General features: G+C 73.4%; 20 protein-coding genes, 1 tRNA gene and 2 pseudogenes. 9 read left to right on the top strand and 14 right to left on the bottom strand.

Translation table 11 applies throughout. The features are described 5' to 3' along the window. Positions 1 to 581 precede the first annotated feature (581 nt). Complete coding sequence (locus BJF79_RS10515; RefSeq protein ID WP_316043318.1) at positions 582 to 1,238, top strand: response regulator transcription factor; 657 nt, start codon at positions 582 to 584, stop codon at positions 1,236 to 1,238. Here BJF79_RS10515 and BJF79_RS59270 read toward each other — a convergent pair. The 11 genes and pseudogenes from BJF79_RS59270 to BJF79_RS10465 all read right to left on the bottom strand — a co-directional run bounded on the left by BJF79_RS59270 (position 1,224) and on the right by BJF79_RS10465 (position 10,735). Beyond that, complete coding sequence (locus BJF79_RS59270) at positions 1,224 to 1,727, bottom strand: phytoene desaturase family protein (RefSeq protein WP_262401819.1); 504 nt, start codon at positions 1,725 to 1,727, stop codon at positions 1,224 to 1,226. The two genes, BJF79_RS10515 and BJF79_RS59270, sit on opposite strands and share 15 nt — an antisense overlap. Before the next feature lie 61 nt (positions 1,728 to 1,788). Next, positions 1,789 to 2,538, bottom strand: coding sequence for an SDR family NAD(P)-dependent oxidoreductase (locus tag BJF79_RS59265; RefSeq protein WP_262401829.1), 750 nt, complete (start codon positions 2,536 to 2,538; stop codon positions 1,789 to 1,791). Between the two features lie 226 nt (positions 2,539 to 2,764). Further along, a pseudogene (locus BJF79_RS59260) lies at positions 2,765 to 3,547 on the bottom strand (alpha/beta fold hydrolase); the annotation flags it as partial. Further along, a complete protein-coding gene (locus BJF79_RS10500) occupies positions 3,544 to 4,389 on the bottom strand; it encodes a M24 family metallopeptidase (protein ID WP_410050070.1) in 846 nt (281 codons plus the stop codon). The gene BJF79_RS10500 and the pseudogene BJF79_RS59260, both read right to left, overlap by 4 nt. 83 nt (positions 4,390 to 4,472) lie before the next feature. After that, positions 4,473 to 5,408, bottom strand: coding sequence for a metal-dependent hydrolase (locus BJF79_RS10495; RefSeq protein ID WP_075896657.1), 936 nt, complete (start codon positions 5,406 to 5,408; stop codon positions 4,473 to 4,475). Between the two features lie 178 nt (positions 5,409 to 5,586). Beyond that, positions 5,587 to 6,400, bottom strand: a pseudogene (gene fdhD / locus BJF79_RS10490) (formate dehydrogenase accessory sulfurtransferase FdhD). Positions 6,401 to 6,411: 11 nt separating this feature from the next. Next, entirely contained in the window at positions 6,412 to 7,263 is an 852-nt protein-coding gene (locus BJF79_RS10485; RefSeq protein ID WP_262401818.1) for a hypothetical protein, read from the bottom strand. 463 nt (positions 7,264 to 7,726) lie between these two features. Beyond that, the gene (locus BJF79_RS10480) at positions 7,727 to 8,503 is read right to left on the bottom strand and encodes a trimeric intracellular cation channel family protein (protein ID WP_316043317.1); all 777 of its coding nucleotides are present in this window, start codon (positions 8,501 to 8,503) and stop codon (positions 7,727 to 7,729) included. After that, positions 8,500 to 8,724: a DUF3099 domain-containing protein gene (locus BJF79_RS10475; RefSeq protein ID WP_075896653.1), complete on the bottom strand. Its 225-nt coding sequence runs from the start codon at positions 8,722 to 8,724 to the stop codon at positions 8,500 to 8,502. The genes BJF79_RS10480 and BJF79_RS10475 overlap by 4 nt, the downstream gene beginning before the upstream one ends. Positions 8,725 to 8,767: 43 nt before the next feature. Beyond that, positions 8,768 to 8,863 (bottom strand) — tRNA-Sec (locus BJF79_RS10470). A 27-nt stretch (positions 8,864 to 8,890) separates the two neighbouring features. Beyond that, positions 8,891 to 10,735, bottom strand: coding sequence for an AMP-dependent synthetase/ligase (locus BJF79_RS10465; RefSeq protein ID WP_075896651.1), 1,845 nt, complete (start codon positions 10,733 to 10,735; stop codon positions 8,891 to 8,893). Positions 10,736 to 10,940: 205 nt separating this feature from the next. Between BJF79_RS10465 and selD the strand changes: the two genes are divergently transcribed. The 4 genes from selD to BJF79_RS10450 are packed head-to-tail and all read left to right on the top strand — an operon-like array spanning position 10,941 to position 13,741. Beyond that, positions 10,941 to 11,933: a selenide, water dikinase SelD gene (gene selD, locus BJF79_RS10460; protein ID WP_075896649.1), complete on the top strand. Its 993-nt coding sequence runs from the start codon at positions 10,941 to 10,943 to the stop codon at positions 11,931 to 11,933. Positions 11,934 to 11,982: 49 nt separating this feature from the next. Further along, entirely contained in the window at positions 11,983 to 12,345 is a 363-nt protein-coding gene (locus BJF79_RS59255) for a hypothetical protein (RefSeq protein WP_262401817.1), read from the top strand. Next, positions 12,261 to 13,475, top strand: coding sequence for a peptide MFS transporter (locus BJF79_RS10455; protein WP_262401816.1), 1,215 nt, complete (start codon positions 12,261 to 12,263; stop codon positions 13,473 to 13,475). The genes BJF79_RS59255 and BJF79_RS10455 overlap by 85 nt, the downstream gene beginning before the upstream one ends. Next, positions 13,472 to 13,741 (top strand): hypothetical protein, encoded by a 270-nt coding sequence (locus BJF79_RS10450; RefSeq protein WP_075896647.1) that lies wholly within the window; start codon positions 13,472 to 13,474, stop codon positions 13,739 to 13,741. Before BJF79_RS10455 ends, BJF79_RS10450 begins: the two co-directional genes overlap by 4 nt. Positions 13,742 to 13,754: 13 nt before the next feature. Here the strand turns inward: BJF79_RS10450 and BJF79_RS10445 are convergent, their stop codons facing one another. The 3 genes from BJF79_RS10445 to BJF79_RS10440 all read right to left on the bottom strand — a co-directional run bounded on the left by BJF79_RS10445 (position 13,755) and on the right by BJF79_RS10440 (position 17,248). Next, entirely contained in the window at positions 13,755 to 15,641 is a 1,887-nt protein-coding gene (locus BJF79_RS10445; protein ID WP_075896645.1) for a propionyl-CoA synthetase, read from the bottom strand. A 153-nt stretch (positions 15,642 to 15,794) separates the two neighbouring features. After that, entirely contained in the window at positions 15,795 to 16,208 is a 414-nt protein-coding gene (locus BJF79_RS59250; RefSeq protein WP_262401815.1) for a hypothetical protein, read from the bottom strand. Next, positions 16,157 to 17,248 (bottom strand): MFS transporter, encoded by a 1,092-nt coding sequence (locus BJF79_RS10440; RefSeq protein WP_262401814.1) that lies wholly within the window; start codon positions 17,246 to 17,248, stop codon positions 16,157 to 16,159. The genes BJF79_RS59250 and BJF79_RS10440 overlap by 52 nt, the downstream gene beginning before the upstream one ends. Before the next feature lie 261 nt (positions 17,249 to 17,509). On the opposite strand from BJF79_RS10440, the gene BJF79_RS59245 reads away from it, so the two are divergent. The 4 genes from BJF79_RS59245 to BJF79_RS10415 all read left to right on the top strand — a co-directional run. Then, the gene (locus BJF79_RS59245; protein ID WP_075896643.1) at positions 17,510 to 18,334 is read left to right on the top strand and encodes a GTP-binding protein; all 825 of its coding nucleotides are present in this window, start codon (positions 17,510 to 17,512) and stop codon (positions 18,332 to 18,334) included. After that, positions 18,280 to 19,482: a SelB C-terminal domain-containing protein gene (locus BJF79_RS59240; protein WP_262401813.1), complete on the top strand. Its 1,203-nt coding sequence runs from the start codon at positions 18,280 to 18,282 to the stop codon at positions 19,480 to 19,482. The genes BJF79_RS59245 and BJF79_RS59240 overlap by 55 nt, the downstream gene beginning before the upstream one ends. Positions 19,483 to 19,570: 88 nt before the next feature. Next, positions 19,571 to 20,764 (top strand): RtcB family protein, encoded by a 1,194-nt coding sequence (locus tag BJF79_RS10420; RefSeq protein WP_075896637.1) that lies wholly within the window; start codon positions 19,571 to 19,573, stop codon positions 20,762 to 20,764. A 108-nt stretch (positions 20,765 to 20,872) separates the two neighbouring features. Continuing rightward, a partial coding sequence (locus BJF79_RS10415) for a hypothetical protein (protein ID WP_075896635.1) occupies positions 20,873 to 21,594 on the top strand: 722 nt, incomplete at its 3' end.

The raw sequence follows: 21,594 nt of genomic DNA, 5'->3' as shown, positions 1-21,594 counted from the left end.
TTACTCGCGTCACGTGACCGCCCGAACCATGTCATGATCTAGAAAGGCGTACAGCCGATCCGCGGGCCGGTGGCCCGGGGCGGGACGGGGCGCGGCCGAGTGCCGCCGCCCGACCCGTCCGGGCCACCGCCCCGTGTCGGCGCCCGGAGACGCACCGGGAACCTCTTCGTGGCCCGCGGCAGTTCTCCGGAAGACACCCGAACGAAATCCCCCTGATCCGCCCTCGGACCCTTTAGGTTCCCGAGGACGACCCGAACCGCAGATTCGATCGGAGGCGACCGCGACGGCTCGATCCCGGGACCAGGCCCGGCTTCGCCCGGGCGCCACCGTGGGCCCGGACACCGAGCGACACCGCACTTTCACCGGGGGCGACCCCGGACCCCGCACCGTTCCGGACCACCCCGGAACAGACCCTCCGGTAATCCCAGATCACCCAAAGTGAAAGGGGGAAGCGGCGTCTCCTCCACGCCGCGACTCAGGTGAGCGAGAATCCCGAGGCTCGCAGCTCCGCGGCGGCACCCCGTCGGGCCGGCGCCGGCGCGACCTCTGCCGACCGGGAGGCCGGGCAGTCGGCCGACCCGATCCGCGTGCTCATCGTCGACGACCACGCGCTGTTCCGTCGCGGTCTGGAAATGGTCCTCCAGGAGGAGGACGACATCGAGGTCATCGGCGAGGGCGGGGACGGGCACGAGGCCGTCGAAATGGCCGGCGACCTGCTGCCCGACGTCGTCCTGATGGACATCCGGATGCCCCGCCGCAGCGGCATCGAGGCGTGCACCGCCATCAAGGACGCCGCCCCGAGCGCGAAGATCGTCATGCTGACGATCAGCGACGAGGAGGAGGACCTCTTCGAGGCCATCAAGGCCGGTGCGACCGGCTACCTCCTCAAGGAGATCTCCATCGACGAGGTCCCGCAGGCCGTCCGCGCCGTACACGGCGGCCAGTCGCTGATCAGCCCGTCCATGGCCTCCAAGCTCATCACCGAGTTCGCCTCCCTGGCCAAGCGCAGCGAGGAGCGCACCCAGCAGGTCCCGGCACCCAAGCTCACCGACCGCGAGATGGAAGTCCTGCGCCTGGTGGCCCGCGGCCTCGGCAACCGTGAGATCGCCCGCGAGCTGTTCATCTCCGAGAACACGGTCAAGAACCACGTCCGCAACATCCTGGAGAAACTCCAACTGCACTCCCGGATGGAGGCCGTCGTCTACGCCGTCCGCGAAAAACTCCTAGAAATCACCTGACCACCCGGCCTCCACGCCTAAACCCGGCCCCAGCCCACCCCCAGGCTCGCGCCCGCCCCTCCCTGCCCCACCCCGGGGCGTGGGCCCACACCCGCACTCGGGCCCATCCCCCGAGGCCTCTGGGCCCGCCCCGTGCACCTCTGGGTCGCGACGCCACCCCGCCCACGTTACACCCGGCTCACGGTCCCGTTCCAGGACGGCGCAGCGCCCGTCCGGCAGCGGATGGGCCAGCACCGCCGGGGCGTGCCGCCACCGCAGCCCGTGCCGCTCCAGTTCGAGCGCACGCATCGCCGGGGACGCCACGCCGAGCGGGTAGAAGGCGCTGCACAGGTCGCTGACGTAGTCCGGACGGACGCCCCGGTCGCTGCGGACCGCCCCGCCGGGTTCGGGCTGCGCCTCCAGCACCAGCACGTCCCAGCCCGCGTCGGCCAGCACGTTCGCCGCGACGAGCCCGTTCTGCCCCGCCCCGACGACAACGGCGTCCGCCATGCGAATCCCCTCCCGGAGATCACCCTAAAGCCGCGCCCGCCGGGCCGCCGGGGCCGGGCGGTCAGTCGATGTTCAGGCGGGCGAGGAGGCGCATGGTGCCGGGGGAGACGCGGGCGAGGAGGCGGGCGGCGTGCGCCTCGGCCGCGACCGGTACCACGGCGCGGTCGTCGCGGACGGCGGCGACGATCCGTTCGGCGACCCCTGCGGGCTCGAAACCGCGCAGCGCGTAGGCGCGCGTCGCGCGGTCGCGGCCCGCGGCCTGGGCGGCGTCGTCGCGGCCGACGAAGCGCGCCCGTCCGGTGATCCCGGAGTCGACGATGCCGGGGCAGATCGCGCTGACCCCGATGCCGGCGCCCTTCAGTTCCGCGCGCAGGCACTCCGACAGCATCAGCACGGCCGCCTTGCTCGTCGCGTACGCGGGCAGGGCGCGCGACGGCGCGAACGCGGCGGCCGACGCGGTGTTGACGATGTGGCCGCCCTGCCCGCGCTCGATCATCTGCGCCGCGAACAGCCGCGATCCGTGGATGACGCCCCACAGGTTGACGTCCAGGACCTGCTGCCAGTCGTCGGCGGTGTGGTCGAGGAACGGCCCCGCCATGCCGATCCCGGCGTTGTTGACGACGACGTCGGGCACCCCGTGGTCGCGCAGGACGGACGCGGCGAAGTCCTCCATCCCCTTCGCGTCCGCGACGTCGACGCGGACGGCGTGGGCCGCGGGGCCGGACCGTCCGGCGAGTTCGGCGGTGCGCCGCGCCTCCTCGACGTTCAGGTCGGCGGCGACGATCTCCGCGCCGCGCGCGGCGAACGCCAGCGCGGTGGCGCGGCCGATGCCGCCGCCCGCCCCGGTGACGACGACGAGCGAGCCCTCGAAGGGGCGGCGGTCCCCGGCGACGCGGGCCCGGCGCAGCCCGCGGGACTCGGCCGCGGTGAGCGGCCCGCCCGCCGCGCCCGCGGCGTGTTCGGCGATCCACCGCGCCGACGGCGTCCGGATGGCTGCGCGGCACCCAGTGCCCGGCCCGGACGGTCCGCAGCGACAGGTTCGGGACCCGTTCGGCCAGCCCGCCCACCAGGTGCGGCGACACGAACAGGTCGCGGGTCGGGACGATCACCTGCGTCGGCTCGTCGGTGCGGCGGTCGAGGGGGCGGCGCAGCCGCGCCGCCATGTTCGCCCGGTAGAGCCCGACCCCGGCCGCGCCGTCGCGCGGCAGCGTCCGGGCGGGGTGGCCGGGACGGGCGGGGACGCCCTCGCCGACCTCCAGGGCGCGGGTGAACGCCCGGGAGATCCCGGCGCGCCACAGCGCCTCGGGCAACAGCGGGGTCTGGAAGAAGTAGATGTACCAGGACCGCATGCCCTGCGCGGCCGCGCGCCGCAGGGCGCGGGGGGTCGGGCGGCCGAACGCGCGGCGCGTCCATTGGCCGACGTGGTCCAGGCAGGGCCCGGAGATCGAGGTGAACGAGGCGAACCGGTCCGGCATCGTGCAAGCCGCCTCCCAGCTCTGGATCGATCCCCAGTCGTGCCCGACGAGGTGGACGGTCCGGCCGGGCGCGGCGGCGTCCAGCACCGCCCGCAGGTCGGCCATGAGGTGCTCGAAGGCGTAGTGCTTCGCGCCGAACGGACGCGACGACGCGCCCGCGCCGCGCACGTCGTAGCGGACGACGTGGAAGCGCCCGGCGAGCCGTTCGGCGACCTCGTCCCATACCGCGTGCGTGTCGGGGTAGCCGTGCACGAGCAGGACGGTCGGGTTCGACCGGTCGCCCTGCTCGTAGACGGCGAGGTCGACGCCGTCGCCGCGCACCCGCCGCCGGGTCGGTTCGCTCATCGGGCCGCCTTTCGCCGCGCCCACCGGCGCACATGGGGGAGATCGTCGTCGAGCCAGTAGGCGTCGTCGTCGGTGACGACGAGTATCTCCTCGAACTTCACGCCGACGCCGCGGAACCCGATGTGCGGTTCGACGGCCCACAGCCCGGGCGTCGGCGCGTGCCGCGACTGGGCGCCCCCGTTCCACAGCGGCGACCGGCCCTTGACCCGCTCGGTGACGAGCTCGCGGCCGATCGTCTGCAGGAAGCGGACGCCGAAGGGGAACCCGACGCGCTTGGGCAGGACGCCGCCGATGACGCCGACCTGGTGGCCGATGACCCGGCCGGGGTACTTGCGGTGCCGGTTGCGGTGCCCCTGCCGCTCGATGAGCGCGTCCACCTCGGCGTAGACGTCGGCGAACGTCCGCCGCTCGCGGACGAGGCGCAGGATCAGCGTCCGGTATTCGGCGAGGTCGGCGTCGACGCGGTCCCAGATCGGGTTCTCGCCGAGGACGCCGCCGTACCCGATGTCGGCGCAGTAGCCGTCCTTCACCGGCGCCATGTCGAGGACGTACGGCATGCCCTCCTCCAGGCGGGTCCCGCTCGGGAGGAACTGGGTGGGGACGCGGAAACCGGTGAATGCGGACCGGTCGCCGAACCAGGCGAACGGCGTGTGCAGCCAGTCGTCCACGCCGTGGGCGCGCAGCCACCGGCGCATGCGGCGGCACGCGTCGCGCTCGGTCACCCCGGGTTCGAGGGTGGCGGCCACCTCGTCGGCGCACGCGTAGGAGAGCCGCTGGACGGCCCGGAATCGCTCCAGCTCCGCGGGATCGTCGACGCGGGCGAGCGCCACATTATTGGACACGATGTTAATTAAGCGCCCGCGGGCCTCCCCGGTCAAGAGGGACCCGCGTGACGCTCGCCACGCGCGTCCGGCGGCGGACCCGCTCAGTACGGGTCGTAGCCCGCGGCCCGGGCGGCGGGGGAGCGCATCAGGTAGTCGAGCGCCTGCGGCGTCGAGCAGACCTTGGACGGGTGGTGGCCCGGCCGCAGGTAGACGGGGGCCTCACCGAGCAGCAGCCGGAAGATCCCCGGGACGTGCCCGAGCCGCACCGACCGCCGGTAGGCCCGCACGACGCGCAGCGGGGTGATCCGCTTCTTGACCGTCGGGTCCTGCTTGAGGAGGTAGAGCGACCCGCCGATCAGCGCCCAGTACAGGAAGAACAGCGACACCACCCACGCCGCGACGCGCGTCGGGTACCGGCCGCCCATGGCCTTGTAGACGTCGAACACCACCGACCGGTGCTCGACCTCCTCGGCGCCGTGCCAGCGCAGCAGGTCCAGCATCACGGGGTCGACCCCGGACTTCTCGAACCGCTCGTTGTCCATGATCCACTGGCCGAGGACGGCGGTGTAGTGCTCGATCGCGGCGACCGCGGCGAGCTCGAAGCGCAGCCGGCGCCGCCACGCCCGCGGGTTCTTCTCCTTCAGCGCCGCCATCTGCGCGGGCCGGTCGGCGTTCCCCTTCGCCGCCGGGCCGGTGATCTTGGAGACGTCGATGCCGTTGCGCTCCAGGATCTCGTCGAGCACGCCCTGGTGGGAACGGGCGTGCACCATCTCCTGCCCGATGAACCCCTTGATCTCCTCCAGCAGCCGCTCGTCCTCGATGTGCGGCCGAGCGTCCTTCACCGCCTGGATGAACCATTTCTCGCCTTCGGGCAAGACGATGTGGAAGGAGTTGATGATGTGGGTCGCGACGGGGTCGCCCGGCACCCAGTGCAGCGGCGTCCCCGACCAGTCGAACGTGACGCGGCGAGGTTTGATCGGGGGGTGACGCTCGTCGATCCCGGACGCGGGGTCGCGGTCCGTCAAGGGCCTCGTCATTCCCTCTCCTCTCTTTCGTCGCGGGGCGTGCGCGCGTCGCAGCGCGAGAGGACGAGTCAACTCGTTCCGGCCCGCGCTTTCTTGGGAGCGGACCAACAAGTTACCGCTTGGTTTTGCGCGGCGGGTGACAACCGGCCGGTCACCGGGACCGGTTCCGGACGCCCGCTCCGGCGTGTCGTCAGACGGTGACGCGTTCGGCGCCGGTATAGACGTTCATCGTCTCGCCGCGCAGGAACCCGACGAGCGTCATCCCGGCGTCCTCGGCGAGGTCGGCCGCCAGCGAGGACGGCGCCGACACCGCCGCCAGCACCGGGATCCCCGCGGTCATCGCCTTCTGCGTCAGCTCGAACGACGCGCGTCCGCTCACCATCAGCACCCGCCCGCTCAGCGGCGGCTCCCCGCGGCGCAGCGCCCAGCCGATCACCTTGTCGACGGCGTTGTGCCGCCCGACGTCCTCCCGGACGGCCAGCAGCCCGCCGTCGGCGTCGAACAGGCCCGCGGCGTGCAGCCCGCCCGTCCGGTCGAACACCCGCTGCGCCGCGCGGAGCCGCTCGGGCAGCGCGGCCAGTCGTCGCGGCGGTGAGCCGCACCGGATCGCCCGCGACGTCGTGCGGGCGGGCGGCGCGCAGCGCCTCGATGCTCGCCTTCCCGCACACCCCGCACGCGCTGGTGGTGGCGAACGCCCGCACCATCGACGCGTCCGGCTCCGGCACGCCGGGCGCCAGCGACACCTCCAGGACGTTCTGCTCCGCGGTGTCGGCGCAGTACCGCATCGCCGCGAGGTCGGCCGCCGCCGAGATGATCCCCTCGGCCGCCAGGAACCCGGTGACCAGGTCGAAGTCGTTGCCGGGGGTGCGCATGGTGATCGTCAGCGGCCGCCCGGCGACGCGGATCTCCAGCGGCTCCTCCACCGCGAGCGTGTCGGGCCTTCGCCCGCGCGCCCCGCCGGTGCTCAGCCTCAGTACCGGCCTGCGCACGGTGATCCGCCCCATGACCGAAGACGTTACCGTTCCTGAACAGTGTCCAGGAGTGGGTTTTGCACCCATCGTCTGGTTCTGTGCGCGTCCCGAACGGTGTTGGATGCACTGGTCGCCCGCGTTCTTGGTCCCGTCCGGGGGCGTGCATCGTGTGCATGCTCCGGGCCGGGGTGGCGGGGTTCCTCGCGTCCGGGGGTTTCCGGTTCGGTCTGGACGGTCCGATGCCCCGCACGATCGCTCCGGTCGTGCGGGGGCGGTGCCGTCCGTCGCCGGATCGGATGCCCCAGGGCGCGTCGCCCGACCGCGATGCTCGCCGCATCGTGCCGGGAAACCTCACGGTGGGGGGCGGTCATCGGCTGCCGCCAATGCTGCGCACCCCACTTGCTGGTGTATGCGGGGTCGACGGCCACGTCGGCGCCCCGGTGGGCGAAGGCGGCCTGGGCGGACAGGACGTAGCGGCCGTGCGCCGCGTTGGTCAGAGCGGCCAGCGGGGTGGGCAGCCGGATCGACACTTCCCCCTCGGGGGTGACGCGGATGGTCTCGTTCCCCAGCTTCTTGCCCGATTCCCCGTCGGCCTGCAGGAACGACCGTCCAGCCTCCCATCGCTCCTGCCACCCTTCGACGGGGAGCCCGGCCTTGTCCAGGTAATGACGTCCATTCAGCAGGCGGCGTCCGCCCCGAACCACGTGCACCGTTCCGGTGTCCCGGTCGGCCCGCACGGCCGCGAGCCGATCTTTCAACATCCCCAGCCTGCGGGACTTGTGAAACCACTCCGTGCGGGACCGGTATCCGCCCGGCGTGCGCCCGGTGCCTTTCTCGCCGAGCGGCAGTGCCAGCCGCCGCTCAAGCGTCCGCACACCCGCCTCGAAACTCTCCACATGTGCCTGCTGGCACCGGCGGGCCAGGGCCCACTGATCATGCGACGCCTGGGTGAGGCTCCGGGCCCACCGCGCCGACGACTCGGCCGTCAACCCCCGCTTGCGGGCGGCCCACCGCTCCGCATCATGTTCCGCGCCATCGGCGCACCGGGTTTTCAGGTCCCGGGACGTCAGGGAACCCAGATGCGCGCCGACCGCCCGCAGTACTGTCTCGTCCTCCGGGGTGAGGCCCTTGAAACGGGTACGGATCGCTACCCCGGACGGGCCTGCCGCCACGAACGGTGGCGCAAGCGTTCGCACTCCGCCCCCGTCCGGCCCGCCGGGACGGCCCCGCTCGCCGGATCCGGGCCCGCCGTGGCAGGTTGCCGCGTCGGTGACCACGCCACAATGAACAACAGAACGCGACATAATCAGTACTTTAAGTGACTGATCTCGAACATGCAATCAATCTTCTGTGGAGTGCCTATCGTCGTGCGTGAAGGTTTTTTCCGTTCACTTCGAGAGCCCGGATGCAGGGGCCACCGCCACATGACGGCATGCGAAACCCTCTGGCATATGGATATTCCCGGCCCTCCATGAGCACTCGCTCCGTCACCGGTTCTACCCCGGATCGTCCGAGATTCCGCGCGGGCGGGGAGCCCGCCAGCCGTACCGCATCGCCAGCACGCGCAGCGCGAACGCCAGGACGGCCGCGCCCGCGGTGAGCGCGCCGCCGTGCAGGCCCGCCGCGTCGCCCGCCGCCACCGCTCGCGCCGAGCAGCGCGGGCAGCGCGTACAGTTGCCGGTCGTACAGCACGGCCGGGATCTGCCCGCTCAGCAGGTCGCGCAGGGCGCCGCCGCCCACCGCCGTGACGATGCCGAGCAGCACCGCGTGCACCGGCGACAGCCCGTACGCCAGCGCCTTCACGGTGCCGGTCGTGCAGAACAGCGCGAGACCGGCGGCGTCGAACAGCATGATCCCCGGCATCAGCCGCCGTACCTGCGGATGCCAGAAGAACACCAGCGCCGCCGCGGCCAGCGGGACCAGCACGTAGCCGAGGCTGGTGAACGCGGCGGGCGGCACCGCGCCGATCATCAGGTCGCGGACGATCCCGCCGCCGAGCCCGGTGATCTCGGCGAGCACCACCAGGCCGACGATGTCGAGCCGCTGCCGGACGGCCGTGAGGGCGCCCGAGACCGCGAACACGAACACGCCCGCCAGGTCCAGCAGCCAGGCGACGTCGGTGAGCCGTTCGGTCACGCCGTCCCGCCGCGCCGGTCGTCCCCGCCGTGGACGTCCTCGTCGCGGCTTTCGACGTTCCGGTTCGCGACGACCGCGGCGAAGGGCGGGATGATCATCGCGACGACCGACATCGCGATCGCGGCGGGGACGGAGAAGTGCCGGACGACCGCCCACGCGAGGACGAACAGCGTGAGGCACGTCCCCATCATGATCGCGTACGCGATCCGCCGCCGTCTCATGCCTTCACGTTACGTCTTGCGTCGCCGGGGCGGACGGGGGAGATGGCGGAGGCGTACGGGAATCGAACCCGCCGTCCCGAGATGCTCGGGACCGTCGACTTTGAAGGTCGGGGAGGCCACCAGGCGCTCACACGCCTCCGCTTCCGATCATAGGGGGCCGGGTGCGTCAGGACGCGTACAGCCCGTCGATGGCCGAGTCGTACTTGGCGTGGACGACGCGGCGCTTGAGCTTCAGGGTCGGGGTGAGCTCCTCGCTCTCGGCGGTCCACTCGGCGGGCAGCAGGCGCCACTTCTTGACCTGCTGGACGCGGGCGAGGCGCTCGTTGGCGTCGGCGACGGCGCGGCCGATCTCCTCCAGGACGACCGGGTGCTCGGCGAGCGCGGCCAGGTCGGTCTGCTCGATGCCGTGCGCGGCGGCCCAGACGGGGGCGACCTCGCCGTCCAGGGTGACCAGGGCGACGACGTAGGGGCGCCGGTCGCCGTAGGCGAGGGCCTGCCCGACGAGCGGGTGCTCCTTCAGCATGTTCTCGATCATCGAGGGGGCGATGTTCTCGCCGCCCGCGGTGATGATCAGTTCCTTCTTGCGGTCGACGACGCGCAGGAACCCGTCCTCGTCGAGCTTGCCGACGTCGCCCGTGCGGACCCAGCCGTCGGCGTCGATGAGGTCGGCGGTGGCCTCCGGGCGGTTGAGGTAGCCGGGGGTGCAGGTCGCGCCGCGCACGAGGATCTCGCCGTCGTCGGCGAGCTTCAGCTCCACGCCGGCGAACGCGCGCCCGACCGTCCCGAGCTTGAACGAGTCGGCGAGGTTCGCGGTGATCGCGCCGGTCGTCTCGGTCATCCCGTACGCGTCGAAGATCTTCAGGCCGAGCCCGGCGAAGAACCGGGCGACGTCCTCGGGCAGGGGCGCGGCGGCGCTGGACGCCTGGCCGACGCGGTCGAGGCCGAGCATCGCCTTCATCGGCGTCAGGACGGCCTTGTCGGCCTGCTCGAACGCGGCGGTGATCTCCGGGGTGAGGGTGTTGCCGAACTCCTGCGCGGTGACGTAGGCGCGGCCCGCGTCGAGGGCGGCGGCGACGGCGGCCTTCTTCGCCTCGTCCTGCTCGGCGGCCAGCACGGCCTGGATGCCCGCCATGATCTTCTCCCAGATGCGCGGGACGCCGAAGAACGAGTGCGGGCGCACGTGGCCGAGGATGGCGGTGAGCTGCGTCGGGTCGGCGCAGAAGTGGACGTGCGAGGCCAGCCGGATCGGCAGGTAGTAGCTGAGGACGCGGTCGGCGATGTGCGCGAACGGCAGGTAGGAGACGCCGCAGGGGTTCTCGGGCAGCACCGAGCTGTTCTGCACCATCGCGGCCTCGTGCAGCACCATCGAGTGGGTGATCAGCACGCCCTTGGGGTTGCCGGTGGTGCCGGAGGTGTACAGCAGGGTGACGGTGTCCTCGGGCTTCACCGCGCGCCAGCGGCGGTCGATCTCCGCGGGGTCGGCGGCGAGGGTCGAGCGTCCGAGTTCGGTGAAGTCGTCCCAGGTGATGAAGCGGTCGTCGTCCGCGGGGCAGGCGGCGGCGTCCACCACGACGATCTTGCGCAGCTCGGGCAGCCGGTCGAGGGCGGGCAGCCAGCGGGCGAGCTGGTCGCGGCCGTCGAGGACGGCGTACTTCGCGGCGCAGTCGCCGGCGACGAACGCGATCTGGTCGGCGGCGAGCGTCGCGTACACCGTGGTGGGGATCCCCCCGGCGTGGACGGCGCCGAGGTCGGCGAGCACGTGCTCGGACCGGTTCGGCATCATCAGCGCGACGACCTCGCCCGGCCGCAGTCCGAGGGCGGCGAAGCCCGCCGCCGTCTCCAGCGCGCGGCCGCGGGTGTCGGCCCAGGTGAGGGTGCGCCAGCCGGCTCCGTCGCGCTCGGAGTAGGCGGGCCGGTCGCCGTCCCGTTCGACGGTCTCGGCGAGTTCGCCGCAGACGGTCCGGCCCTGCAAGGACCGGTCGAGTTCCGCGCGCTGCTCCTGGATGCCCATGTCGCCCCTCGTGTCGGTGTCGATGCCGAAGTAAGTGATGACTTGCAGACCTGAATCGCACCATGCCGAACACTGTTCGGGCAAGGGGTTCGCGGGTTCTTCCCGCAGGTGGAGGCCGTTCGTGATCGTCCGGTGATCGCTGGGTGATCGATCCCGTACCGTCCGGTTGTTGATCATTTGCGGTGGTTGTGCATTAAATTTCCCGGTGACCCCCCTCGCCCGCACCGCACGCCTCACCCAGTACGCCCACGGCGGCGGCTGTACCAGCAAGATCCCGCCGGGCGAGCTGGAACGCGTCGTGGCCGGGCTCACCGGCGGCGGTGCGCCGCTGCTGGCCGGCGGCGAGGACGGCGACGACGCCGCGGCGGTGCGGATCGCGGACGGGCGGGCCGTCCTGTCCACCGTCGACTTCTTCCCCCCGGTCGTCGACGACCCCTACGACTGGGGCCGGATCGCCGCCGCCAACGCGCTGTCGGACGTGTACGCGATGGGCGGCGAGCCGCTGCTGGCGCTGAACCTGCTGGCCTGGCCGGGCGACCTGCTGCCCGGCGACCTCGCCCGCGAGGTCCTGCGCGGCGGCCGCGACGTCGCCGCCGCGGCGGGCTGCGCCATCGCCGGCGGGCACAGCGTCGACGACCCCGAACCCAAGTACGGCCTCGCCGTCACCGGCGTCGCCGACCCGGACCGGCTGCTGCGCCTGAACGCCGGCCGCGCCGGGACCCCGCTGACCCTCACCAAACCGCTCGGCCTCGGCGTCCTCAACGCCCGGCACAAGGCGACCGGCGAGACGTTCCCGCAGGCCGTCGAGACGATGACCGAGCTGAACGACGCCGCCGCACGGGCCGCACTGGACGCCGGCGTCCGGTGCGGCACCGACGTCACCGGGTTCGGGCTGCTCGGCCACCTGTTCAAGCTGGCGCGGGCGAGCGGCGTCACCGCCGTCGTCGACGCCGCCGCCGTCCCGTACCTGGACGGCGCCCGCGCGGCCGTCCGGGACGGGTTCGTCCCCGGCGGCACCCGCCGCAACCTCGCGTGGGTGTCGCCGCACACCGGTTTCCGCCGGATCGGCGAGGAGGAACGGCTCCTGCTGGCCGACGCGCAGACGTCCGGCGGACTGCTGGTCGCGGGCGAGATCCCCGGCGCCCCGGTGATCGGCGAACTGGTGCCGCGCGGCCGCCGCGCGCTCGTGGTGCGGTAGCCGATCTTTGGGTAGGACCCCCGTCGCGATGATCGGGGGGGAGGGTCGCATGGCGGGTATGTCCGTCCGCGGGGAGCGCACGTTCTTCGGCCATCCGTGGGGACTGGCCACCCTGTTCTTCACCGAGATGTGGGAGCGGTTCAGCTTCTACGGGCTGCGCGGCATCCTCGTCCTGTTCCTCATCGCACCGCCCGCCGAATCCGGCCTCGACATGGAAGAGGGGACGGCGAAGGCCCTCCTCGGCGTCTACATGTCGATGGTCTACTTCGTCGCCCTGCCGGGCGGCTGGATCGCCGACCGGATCCTGGGCGCCCGCCGCGCCGTCCTGTGGGGCTGCGTCGTCATCATGCTCGGGCACGTCTCGATGGCGATCCCGGCGGCGCCGCGACCGTCTACCTCGGCCTCCTGCTGATCATCATCGGCACCGGGCTGCTCAAGCCCAACATCTCCACCATGGTCGGCAAGCTGTACGAGGGGCAGGACGACGCCCGCCGCGACGCCGGGTTCTCCATCTTCTACATGGGCATCAACATCGGCTCCCTCGCCCCGTTCCTCGTCGGCTGGCTCGGCGAGAAGGTGAACTGGCACGCCGGGTTCGGCGCGGCCGCCGTCGGCATGGCGATCGGGCTCGCGCAGTACGTGCTCGGCTCGCGGCACCTGCGCGGCGTCGGCGACGTCCCCGGCCACCGGCTCACCCCGGACGAGCGCCGCACGTTCGTCCGGTACGTCGCCGCCGGCCTCGCCGTCGCCGCGGTCGTCGTCGCGATCCTCGCCGGGATCGGGGAGCTGACCGTCGACGCCGTCACCGTCGCGCTGACCGTGCTCGCGCTCGTCGTCCCCGCCGTCTACCTCGGCTACCTGCTGCGCAGCCACGAGGTCACCGAGGACGAGCGGGCGCGGCTGCGCGCCTACGTGTGGCTGTTCGTCGGCGCCGCCGTCTTCTGGATGATCTACGACCAGGCGCCCGGGCCGCTGAACGTCTTCGCCGACGAGCACGTCGACCTGAACTTCTTCGGCTGGCGGATGCCGACGAGCTGGACGCAGAACATCAACCCCATCCTGATCATCTGCTTCGCCGGGGTGTTCGCCTGGCTCTGGACGACCCGGTTCGGGCGCCGCGTCAGCACCCCGCAGAAGTTCGCGTTCGCGCTCGTCATGGTGGGCCTGTCGTTCGTCGTGATGTCGATGGCGGCGGCCGCCGCCGACGGAGGCCGGGTCACGATCGCGTGGCTGGTCGCCGTCTACCTGCTGCAGGTGTTCGGGGAGCTGTCGCTGTCGCCGGTCGGCCTGTCGGTCACCACCCGGCTGGCGCCGCACGCCTTCGCCAGCCAGATGATGGGCGTGTGGTTCCTGGCCACCGCGGCGGGCGACGCCGTCGGCGGGCAGGTCGCCCGCCTCGAGGACGCCTGGGGCGACGTGGCGTACTTCCTCACCCTCGGCCTGTTCACCATCGTCGCGGGCGCGGCGCTGTTCGCGTTCGTCCGGTCCCTGCGCCGCCTGATGGGCGAGGAGCACGCCCCGCCCGCGACGGGAGGGCCGTGACCGTCGCGGGGAGCATCGCCGCCATCGTGCTGGGCGCCGCCGTCGGCGCCCTCGGCCGGCTGATCACGCCCGGCCGGCCGAGCATGCCGGCGTGGGCGACGATCGCGGTCGGCGTCGTCGCCGCCTTCGCCGGGACGAGCCTGTTCGGCCTGTTCGGTCCCGACGACGCGGCCTGGAGCGTCGGGCAGGCGGCGGTGCAGGTCGGCACCGCGGTCACCGCCGTGATCCTGGTCGTCGCCTGCTGGCCCGCCGGCGGCGGACGCTGAACCCCGGCGAAGGCTAGGAACCCGCCGGGTTCAGCACCGGGCGCAGGCCGTCCAGCACCTCGGGGTCCTCGATCGTGGACGGCACCGTCACGTCCCGTCCGTCGGCGATCCCGCGCATCGCGGCCCGCAGGATCTTCCCCGAGCGGGTCTTCGGCAGCGCCGGGACGACCGTGACCTGCTTGAGCGCCGCGACCGGCCCCACCTGGTCGCGCACCAGCCGCACCAGCTCCGCGGCCAGCTCCGACTCCTCGGCCAGGACACCGCTCTTGAGCACCACCAGCGCGCGCGGCACCTGCCCCTTGAGGTCGTCGCGCACCCCGATGACCGCGCACTCGGCGATCGCCGGGTGCGCCGCGATGACCTCCTCCATCGTCCCGGTGGACAGCCGGTGCCCCGCCACGTTGATCACGTCGTCGGTGCGGCCCATCACCCACACGTAGCCGTCGTCGTCGATACGGCCGCCGTCCCCGGTCAGGTAGTAGCCCGGACGCTCGTCGAGGTAGGCCTCGACGAACCGCTCGTCGTCCTGCCACAGCGTCGGGAGCGTCCCCGGCGGCAGCGGCAGCCGCAGCGCGATGTCGCCGTCCTCGCCGGGCGGCAGCGGCGCGCCGTCCGGGCCGAGGATCCGCACGTCGTAGCCCGGCACCGGCACCGACGGCGACCCCGCCTTCACCGGCATCGGCTCCAGCCCGCGCAGGTTCGCCACGATCGGCCACCCGGTCTCGGTCTGCCACCAGTGGTCCACCACGGGACGGTCCAGCATCCGCTCCGCCCAGTGGCAGGTGTCGGGGTCGAGACGTTCCCCGGCCAGGAACAGCGCGTCGAACGCCGCCAGGTCGCGCCCGGCGAGCAGCTTCCCGTCCGGGTCCTCCTTCTTGATCGCCCGGATCGCCGTCGGCGCCGTGAACAGCACCTTCACCCGGTGCCGCTCCGCCACCCGCCAGAACGCGCCCGCGTCGGGCGTCCCCACCGGCTTGCCCTCGTACAGGACGGTCGTGCAGCCGGTCAGCAGCGGCGCGTACACGATGTAGGAGTGCCCGACGACCCACCCGACGTCCGACGCCGCCCAGAACACGTCGCCGGGGCCGACGCCGAACACGTTCTCCATCGACCAGCGCAGCGCCACCGCGTGCCCGCCGTTGTCGCGGACCACGCCCTTCGGCCGTCCGGTCGTCCCCGACGTGTACAGGATGTACAGCGGATCGGTGGCGGCGACGGGGACGCACTCGGCGGGCTCGGCGCGCGCGACGGCCTCGTCCCACGCCACGTCCCGCGGCCGCTGCAGGTCGCCGTGCAACTGCTCGCGCTGCAGGATCACGCACCGCTCCACCTTGTGCCGGGCCAGGTCGAGGGCCTCGTCGAGCAGCGGCTTGTACGGCACCACCCGCGCGCCCTCCACGCCGCACGACGCCGACACCACCGCCTTCGGGCGGGCGTCGTCGATCCGGACGGCCAGCTCCCGCGCCGCGAACCCGCCGAACACCACCGAGTGCACCGCGCCCAGCCGGGCGCACGCCAGCATCGCGATCACGGCCTCGGGCACCATCGGCATGTAGACGATCACCCGGTCGCCGCGGTCGACGCCCTGCGCGCGCAGCGCCCCCGCGAACCGCGCCGTCAGCTCGGTCAGCTCCCGGTAGGTGTAGGTCCGTTCCGTCCCGGTGACCGGGCTGTCGTAGATCAGCGCGGCCTGGTCGCCGCGGCCCTCCTCGACGTGCCGGTCGAGGGCGTTGTCGCAGGTGTTCAGCTCGCCGCCGGTGAACCACCGGTAGAACGGCGGCGCCCCGTCGTCCAGGACCCGGTCCGGCGGGACGAGCCACCGCACGTCCCGCGCCGCCAGCCCCCAGAACCGGGTCGGATCGGCGATGCTCCGTTCGTACGCGGCGGCGTAAGCGCCCATGTGGTCCTCCCGTCGCGGGTCCCCCGGCCCCGAACCGCGTGTCGGGGCGCTCCGTCGGCAGGGCCGCACCCCTATAGGGCATGGAACCGGAGCCGTTCGTCAAGGCCCCGCGCCGCCAGAACCGGCCCTCCGTCCGCCGGACCGGACGGCCGGTCAGAACCCCGCGCCGTCCCGGGGGTAGCGCAGCGCGTTCCCGAGCGCGACGAGCGCGGCCAGCACCGAACCCGCCCCGACGATCCAGAACGACAGCTCGTACGCGCCCAGCCGCGGGACGTCGGAGCCGCCGATCACCATCCCGGCCAGGATCGCGGCGGTCACCGCCCCCGCGATGCTGCCGCCGCCGGTGCGGACCAGCGAGTTGATGCCGCTGGCGATCCCGCTGCGGTCCATCGGGACGTGCTGCACCGCGAGCGTCCCGAGCGCCGCGTACGCCACCCCGAACCCCAGGCCCTGGACGCCGCTGAAGATCAGCATGTCGATCCCGCGAGTGTTGAACAGCGCCAGCCAGAAGTAGCTCAGCCCGGCGATCGCGACCCCGCCGCGAGCGTGTACGCGGGACCGATCCACGCGGTGATCCGCCCCGACTGCGTCGACGACAGCAGCATCGTCGCCGTGCTCGGCAGCATGTACAGGCCGACGTCCAGCACCGTGCCGCCCAGCCCGTACCCGACCAGCTCCGGATCGGCCTGGACGAACGACGCGATCAGCGTGAACGCCGCGAACATCGAGAACCCGAGCAGCGCGGACGCGACGTTCGCCGACAGCGACCGCGCCCCCACCAGCAGCGACAGCCGCACCAGCGGCTCGCGGACCCGCAGCTCCACGGCCGTCCACACCGCGCACAGCACGACCGCCCCGCCGAACAGGCCGAGCACCCCGCCCGACGTCCAGCCCCACGCGTTGCCCTGGCTGATGCCCAGCAGCAGGCACCCCAGCCACCCCGCGAGCAGCATCGCGCCCGGCACGTCCGGACGGCCGCCCGCGCGGGCCCCGACGTCGCGCGCGGCCACCGAGACCAGCACGAGACCGGCGACGCCGAGCGCCGCGGAGATCCAGAACACCGGACGGTGGCTGGCGGTGCGGTCGGCGATCAGCCCGGTCACGATCATGCCGATGCTGCCGCCGACGCCCATCGTGGCGCTGACCACCCCGATCGCCGTGGTGATCCGCTCGCGCGGGAACGTGTCGCGGATCATGCCGATGGCGAGCGGGACCAGCGCCGACGACACGCCCTGCAGCGCCCGTCCCGCGATGAGCGTGCCCAGCGAACCGGACGCCGCGCACAGCACCGACCCGGCGATCAGCAGCACCAGCGCCAGCAGCACCATCCGCTTCTTGCCGTACATGTCGCCGAACCGCGTCAGCAGCGGGGTCGCGACCGCGCCCGCCAGCAGCGACGCCGTGAACACCCACGTCACCGCGGTGACCGACGTGTCGAAAGTGACCATGAGGCGCGGCAGCAGCGGGATCACCAGGGTCTGCTGCACCGACACGACCATCCCGGCCGCCGCGAGCGCGACCAGCGTCAGCATCGTGTGCGCGGGCGCGGCGGGCCGTCCCGTCCGCGCGGCGGCTTTGCTGGGGACGTCGGTGGGCGCGCCGGTCATGGGGGTCCTCCAGACGCTCCGGGCAAAGCGGGCACCCGGCACTGTAATTATCAAAACTAAGTATTAGCACTGGCCTCGAAGTGACGATCGGGCGGCGTCCGGTTTCGACTCCCACATCCGGAAAAGTCGGTGCGGTGATCTACGCGACGCCACGGGCCCGGCCATTCCGGTTTCGCGACTGGCACGAACGTCCTTAGGGTTGCCTTCCGTGGACCCCGCTTTCGTGGATGTTCGTCTGCACGACCCCCTCCGGACCGCGTGATGCAGGTCCTCGCCACCGCCGGCCATGCCGCGCACGGCAAGTCCTCGCTCGTGCGCGCCCTGACCGGCATGGAGCCCAAGGAGCCCGGCCCGGCGCTGACCGGCACCGCGTGGACGCGGCTGCCGTCCGGACGCCGCGTCGCGTTCGTGGACGTCCCGGGGGACCCGCGCTCGGTCCCGGCCGTCCTCGCCGGGCTCGCGCCCGCCCCCGCCGTACTCCTGGCGGTCGCGGCCGACGAGGGCTGGCGGCCGCAGTCGCAGGAGCACCTGGAGGCCGCCGCCGCGCTCGGCGTCCGCAACGGCGTCCTGGCGATCACCCGGGCGGACGTCGCCGACCCCAAGATCGCGCTGCGGCAGGCCCGCGACCGCCTCGCCGGCACCGCCCTCGCCGCCGCCGAGGCGGTCGCCGTCAGCACCGTCACCGGCGCCGGGACCGCCGAGCTGGCCGCCGCCCTCGACCGGCTCGCCGGCCGCCTGCCCGTCCCCGCCCCGGACGCGCCCGTCCGGCTGTGGGTCGACCACGCGTTCACCGCCGGACGGCAGAGCGTCGTCACCGGCACCCTCGCCGCCGGGACGGTCCGCGTCGACGACGAACTGCTCCTGATGCCCGCGGGCGAACGCGTCCGCGTCCGGACGATCGGCTGCGCCGGCGAACCCCGCGACGAGATCGGCGGCGTCTCCCGCGTGGTCCTCACCCTGCGCGACGCGGGCCGGGTCGCGCCCGGCATGGCCCTGGTCGCCCCCGGGCCGGATGGTCGCCGACCACCTGCGTGGACGTGCGCACCCGCTTCGGCGAGGCGTCCGGCCGGCTCGCCCGCCGGATGACCCTGCACATCGGCTCCGCCGCCGTCCGCGTCGCGCTGCGCCCCTCGGCCCCGACACCGCGCGCCTCACCCTCACGCCCGCCTGGCGCTGCACGTCGGCGACACCGGCGTCCTGCGCGACCCCGAGCGCCGCGCCATCGCGGCGTCAGCGTCCTCGACGTCCGCCCGCCGACCCTGGTGCGGCGCGGCGCCGGCGCCGCCCGCGCCCGCGAGCTGGCGTCCTGGCCCGACCGCCCGGACGGCGCCGTGGTGCTGCGCCGCCACGGCGTCCTGCGCCGCGCCGAACTCGCCGGGATGGGCTGCGCGATCCCCGCCGACGCCGTCGCCGCGGGCGGCGACTGGATCGCCGACCCCGCCCACTGGGACACGCTGCGCGACCGCCTCGGCCGCCGCGACCGCCCGGCACGCCGCCGACCGCCCGGGCCCCGGCCTGCCGCTGGAGACCGTCCGGCTCCGCCTCGGCCTGCCCGCCCGCGAACTGGTGACCGCCCTGGCCGCCCCGCCCCTGCGCCTGGACTCCGGCCGCGTCTACCGGCCCCCGCCCCGAACCCCCCGACCAAGCCGCCCACGCCGAGTGGCTCGCCCCGCCCGCCCGAGTCGCCCACCTGGAGCGAGCCGCCCGCGTCGAGTGATGCGCCTGCGGCGAGCGAACTGCCTGCCTCGGGTGAGGCGCCCACGTTGGGTGAGGCGCTCGCGTGGAGCGAACTGCCTGTGGCGGGAGAATCGTCGGTCCCGGGGGAGTCGGCTGCTTTCGGGGTGTTGCCTGCGCTGATGTGCCGGGACGCGTCCGGATCGGGGGGCGGACGAGCGGGTGGGGGAGCCCGCGTGGGCGGGGGCGGTCGCGCGGTTGCGGCGTCGACCTCGCCGCGGGACCCGTTCGGTGCGCCGGCCGCCGGACGGCTCGCCGAGCTGGGCCTGACCGGGGACGCGCTGGCCGGTGCGGCCCGCGCGGGCGCGGTGCTGCGGCTGGGCGACGAGGTCGTCCTGCTGCCCGGCGCCGACCGGGAGGCGCTGCGGATCCTGTCGGCGCTGCCGCAGCCGTTCACGCCCGATCAGGCGGGTGCGGCGCTGCCGGCGTCCCGGCGGGTCGCCGTCGCGCTGCTGCGCCACCTGGACGGGCTGGGGCTGACCGAACGCCGCAGATCCTGACGCGGTCGCGGGGAAAACCCGTTGAAACCGAACCGGCGGATCTGGCGTCATAGATCACGGTTCGGATCCCCCCGCAGAAGGAGAAGGAATGCCGTACCAGACTCTCAAGGGCGGCCGCGTTCCGATCCGGATGTGGACCGACCCCGCGACGGTCGAGGACCAGGCGCTCGACCAGCTCCGCAACGTTTCCGCGCTGCCGTGGATCGAGGGCCTCGCGGTGATGCCGGACGTCCACTACGGCAAGGGCGCGACGGTCGGCTCGGTCATCGCGATGCGCGACGCGGTGTCCCCGGCCGCCGTCGGCGTCGACATCGGCTGCGGGATGAGCGCCGCGAAGTCGACGCTGACCGTGGAAGACATGCCGGACGACCTCGCGGGCGTCCGGTCGCGGCTGGAGCGCGCGATCCCGGTCGGGCGCGGCTCGCACGGCGAGGCCGTCGACCCGTCCGCGCTGCCCGGCCTGAAGATGCGCGGCTGGTTCGACTTCTGGAAGCAGTTCGAGGACCTGCACCCGGCGGCGCAGGCCAAGTTCGGGCGCGCCCGCCAGCAGATGGGGACGCTCGGCGGCGGCAACCACTTCATCGAGCTGTGCGCGGACGACGACGGCGCGATCTGGCTCGTCCTGCACTCGGGGTCGCGCAACATCGGCAACGAGCTGGCGGCGCGGCACATCGAGGCGGCGCAGAAGCTGCCCCACAACCAGGACCTGCCCGACCCCGACCTCGCGGTGTTCCTCGCGGGCACGGTGAAGATGGACGCCTACCGGCACGACCTGTTCTGGGCGCAGGAGTACGCGCGCCGCAACCGGGCGGTCATGATGGCGCTCGCGCAGAACGTCGTGACCCGCCGGTTCGGCGAGAAGCGCTGCCGGTGGGAGCAGGCAATCTCCTGCCACCACAACTACGTGGCGGAGGAGGAGTACGGCGGCGTCGAGCTGCTGGTCACCCGCAAGGGCGCGATCCGCGCGGGCGCCGGCGACCTCGGCATCATCCCGGGCTCCATGGCGACCGGGACGTACATCGTGCGCGGCCTCGGCAACGAGACGGCGTTCAACTCCGCGTCGCACGGCGCGGGCCGGAAGATGAGCCGCAACAAGGCCCGCAAGAACTTCACCGTCGAGGACCTCGTCGAGCAGACCAAGGGCGTCGAGTGCCGCAAGGACGGCGGTGTCGTCGACGAGATCCCCGGCGCCTACAAGGACATCGAAGAGGTCATCGAGGCGCAGTCCGACCTGGTGGAGGTCGTCGCCCACCTGCGCCAGCTCGTGTGCGTGAAGGGCTGACGCGATGACGGGCGGGGCGGTGCAGCGGCCGGGCAACGCGCGGCACGCGGGCGACGGCATGAAGCTGCACCGCCGCGCGTCCGGCTGGACGGCCGCGGGCACACGGTCGTGGGGCTCCGGCCGGGGACGGCCGTGCGGTTCGGCACGAACCGGTTCCACGAGACCTGGCACGTGCTGTCGGACCAGCACGGCGCGCGCGTCCTCGGCCGGTTGCTGTGGGGCCTGTCGTACCAGGCGCGTCCGGGGACGCTGCTGGTCGTCGACGGGGAGTTCCTCGTCCCGACGCCGTTCGACGCCGACCCGCCCGACCCGATCGTGATCGTCCCCGGCTGGTGCACCTCGTTCGGACGGCGGGCCGCCCGCGACCTCGCGCGGCGGCGGCCGTCGCGGGCCGCCCCGGACGGGACGGTCCGGTGGCGCACGCCCGGCCTGGACGCCGCGCTGCGCGACGAACCGGACTGGGTCGAGGAGTCCTGGCGGTGGCCGGAGGCGGGCCGGGTCGAACGGACGCACGGGCTGATCGCGCTCGTGCCGTCCACGCCCCGCGAGGCGCGTCTCTGGGCGCTGTCCGCCGCGGGCCTCGACACGTCCGGCCGGTACGGGATGGACTACACCTACCTGGGCAAATGGGACCACGGGTTCTCGGGCGAGATCCAGGTGTTCCGCGACTTCCACCGGGACGTGAGCACCGCGCGGCGGGCCCGCGCGGAGATCCTCGCCGGGCCCGGCGCCCCCGCCGACGGCGACGAGCTGCGCCCACTGGATCTGGCGGCGGCACGGCGCGATCGGCCGCGGCCGGTCCCGCCGCGTCCGCAACTGCCGCCCGCTCG

Origin of the sequence: Actinomadura sp. CNU-125, assembly GCF_001942465.1 — a bacterium.
GTDB lineage: Bacteria > Actinomycetota > Actinomycetes > Streptosporangiales > Streptosporangiaceae > Spirillospora.
The sequence above is the reverse complement of the archived record's forward strand: the minus strand, read 5'-3'. Positions and strand labels throughout refer to the sequence as shown.

Coding starts and splice junctions, on each gene's coding strand:
- BJF79_RS59245 (WP_075896643.1), top strand. CDS start 17,510: ATGCAGGTCCTCGCCACCGCCGGCCATGCCGCGCACGGCAAGTCCTCG.
- BJF79_RS59270 (WP_262401819.1), bottom strand. CDS start 1,727: ATGGCGGACGCCGTTGTCGTCGGGGCGGGGCAGAACGGGCTCGTCGCG.
- BJF79_RS10440 (WP_262401814.1), bottom strand. CDS start 17,248: ATGACCGGCGCGCCCACCGACGTCCCCAGCAAAGCCGCCGCGCGGACG.
- BJF79_RS10495 (WP_075896657.1), bottom strand. CDS start 5,408: ATGACGAGGCCCTTGACGGACCGCGACCCCGCGTCCGGGATCGACGAG.
- BJF79_RS10445 (WP_075896645.1), bottom strand. CDS start 15,641: ATGGGCGCTTACGCCGCCGCGTACGAACGGAGCATCGCCGATCCGACC.
- BJF79_RS10465 (WP_075896651.1), bottom strand. CDS start 10,735: ATGGGCATCCAGGAGCAGCGCGCGGAACTCGACCGGTCCTTGCAGGGC.
- BJF79_RS10420 (WP_075896637.1), top strand. CDS start 19,571: ATGCCGTACCAGACTCTCAAGGGCGGCCGCGTTCCGATCCGGATGTGG.
- BJF79_RS59255 (WP_262401817.1), top strand. CDS start 11,983: ATGGCGGGTATGTCCGTCCGCGGGGAGCGCACGTTCTTCGGCCATCCG.
- BJF79_RS10475 (WP_075896653.1), bottom strand. CDS start 8,724: ATGAGACGGCGGCGGATCGCGTACGCGATCATGATGGGGACGTGCCTC.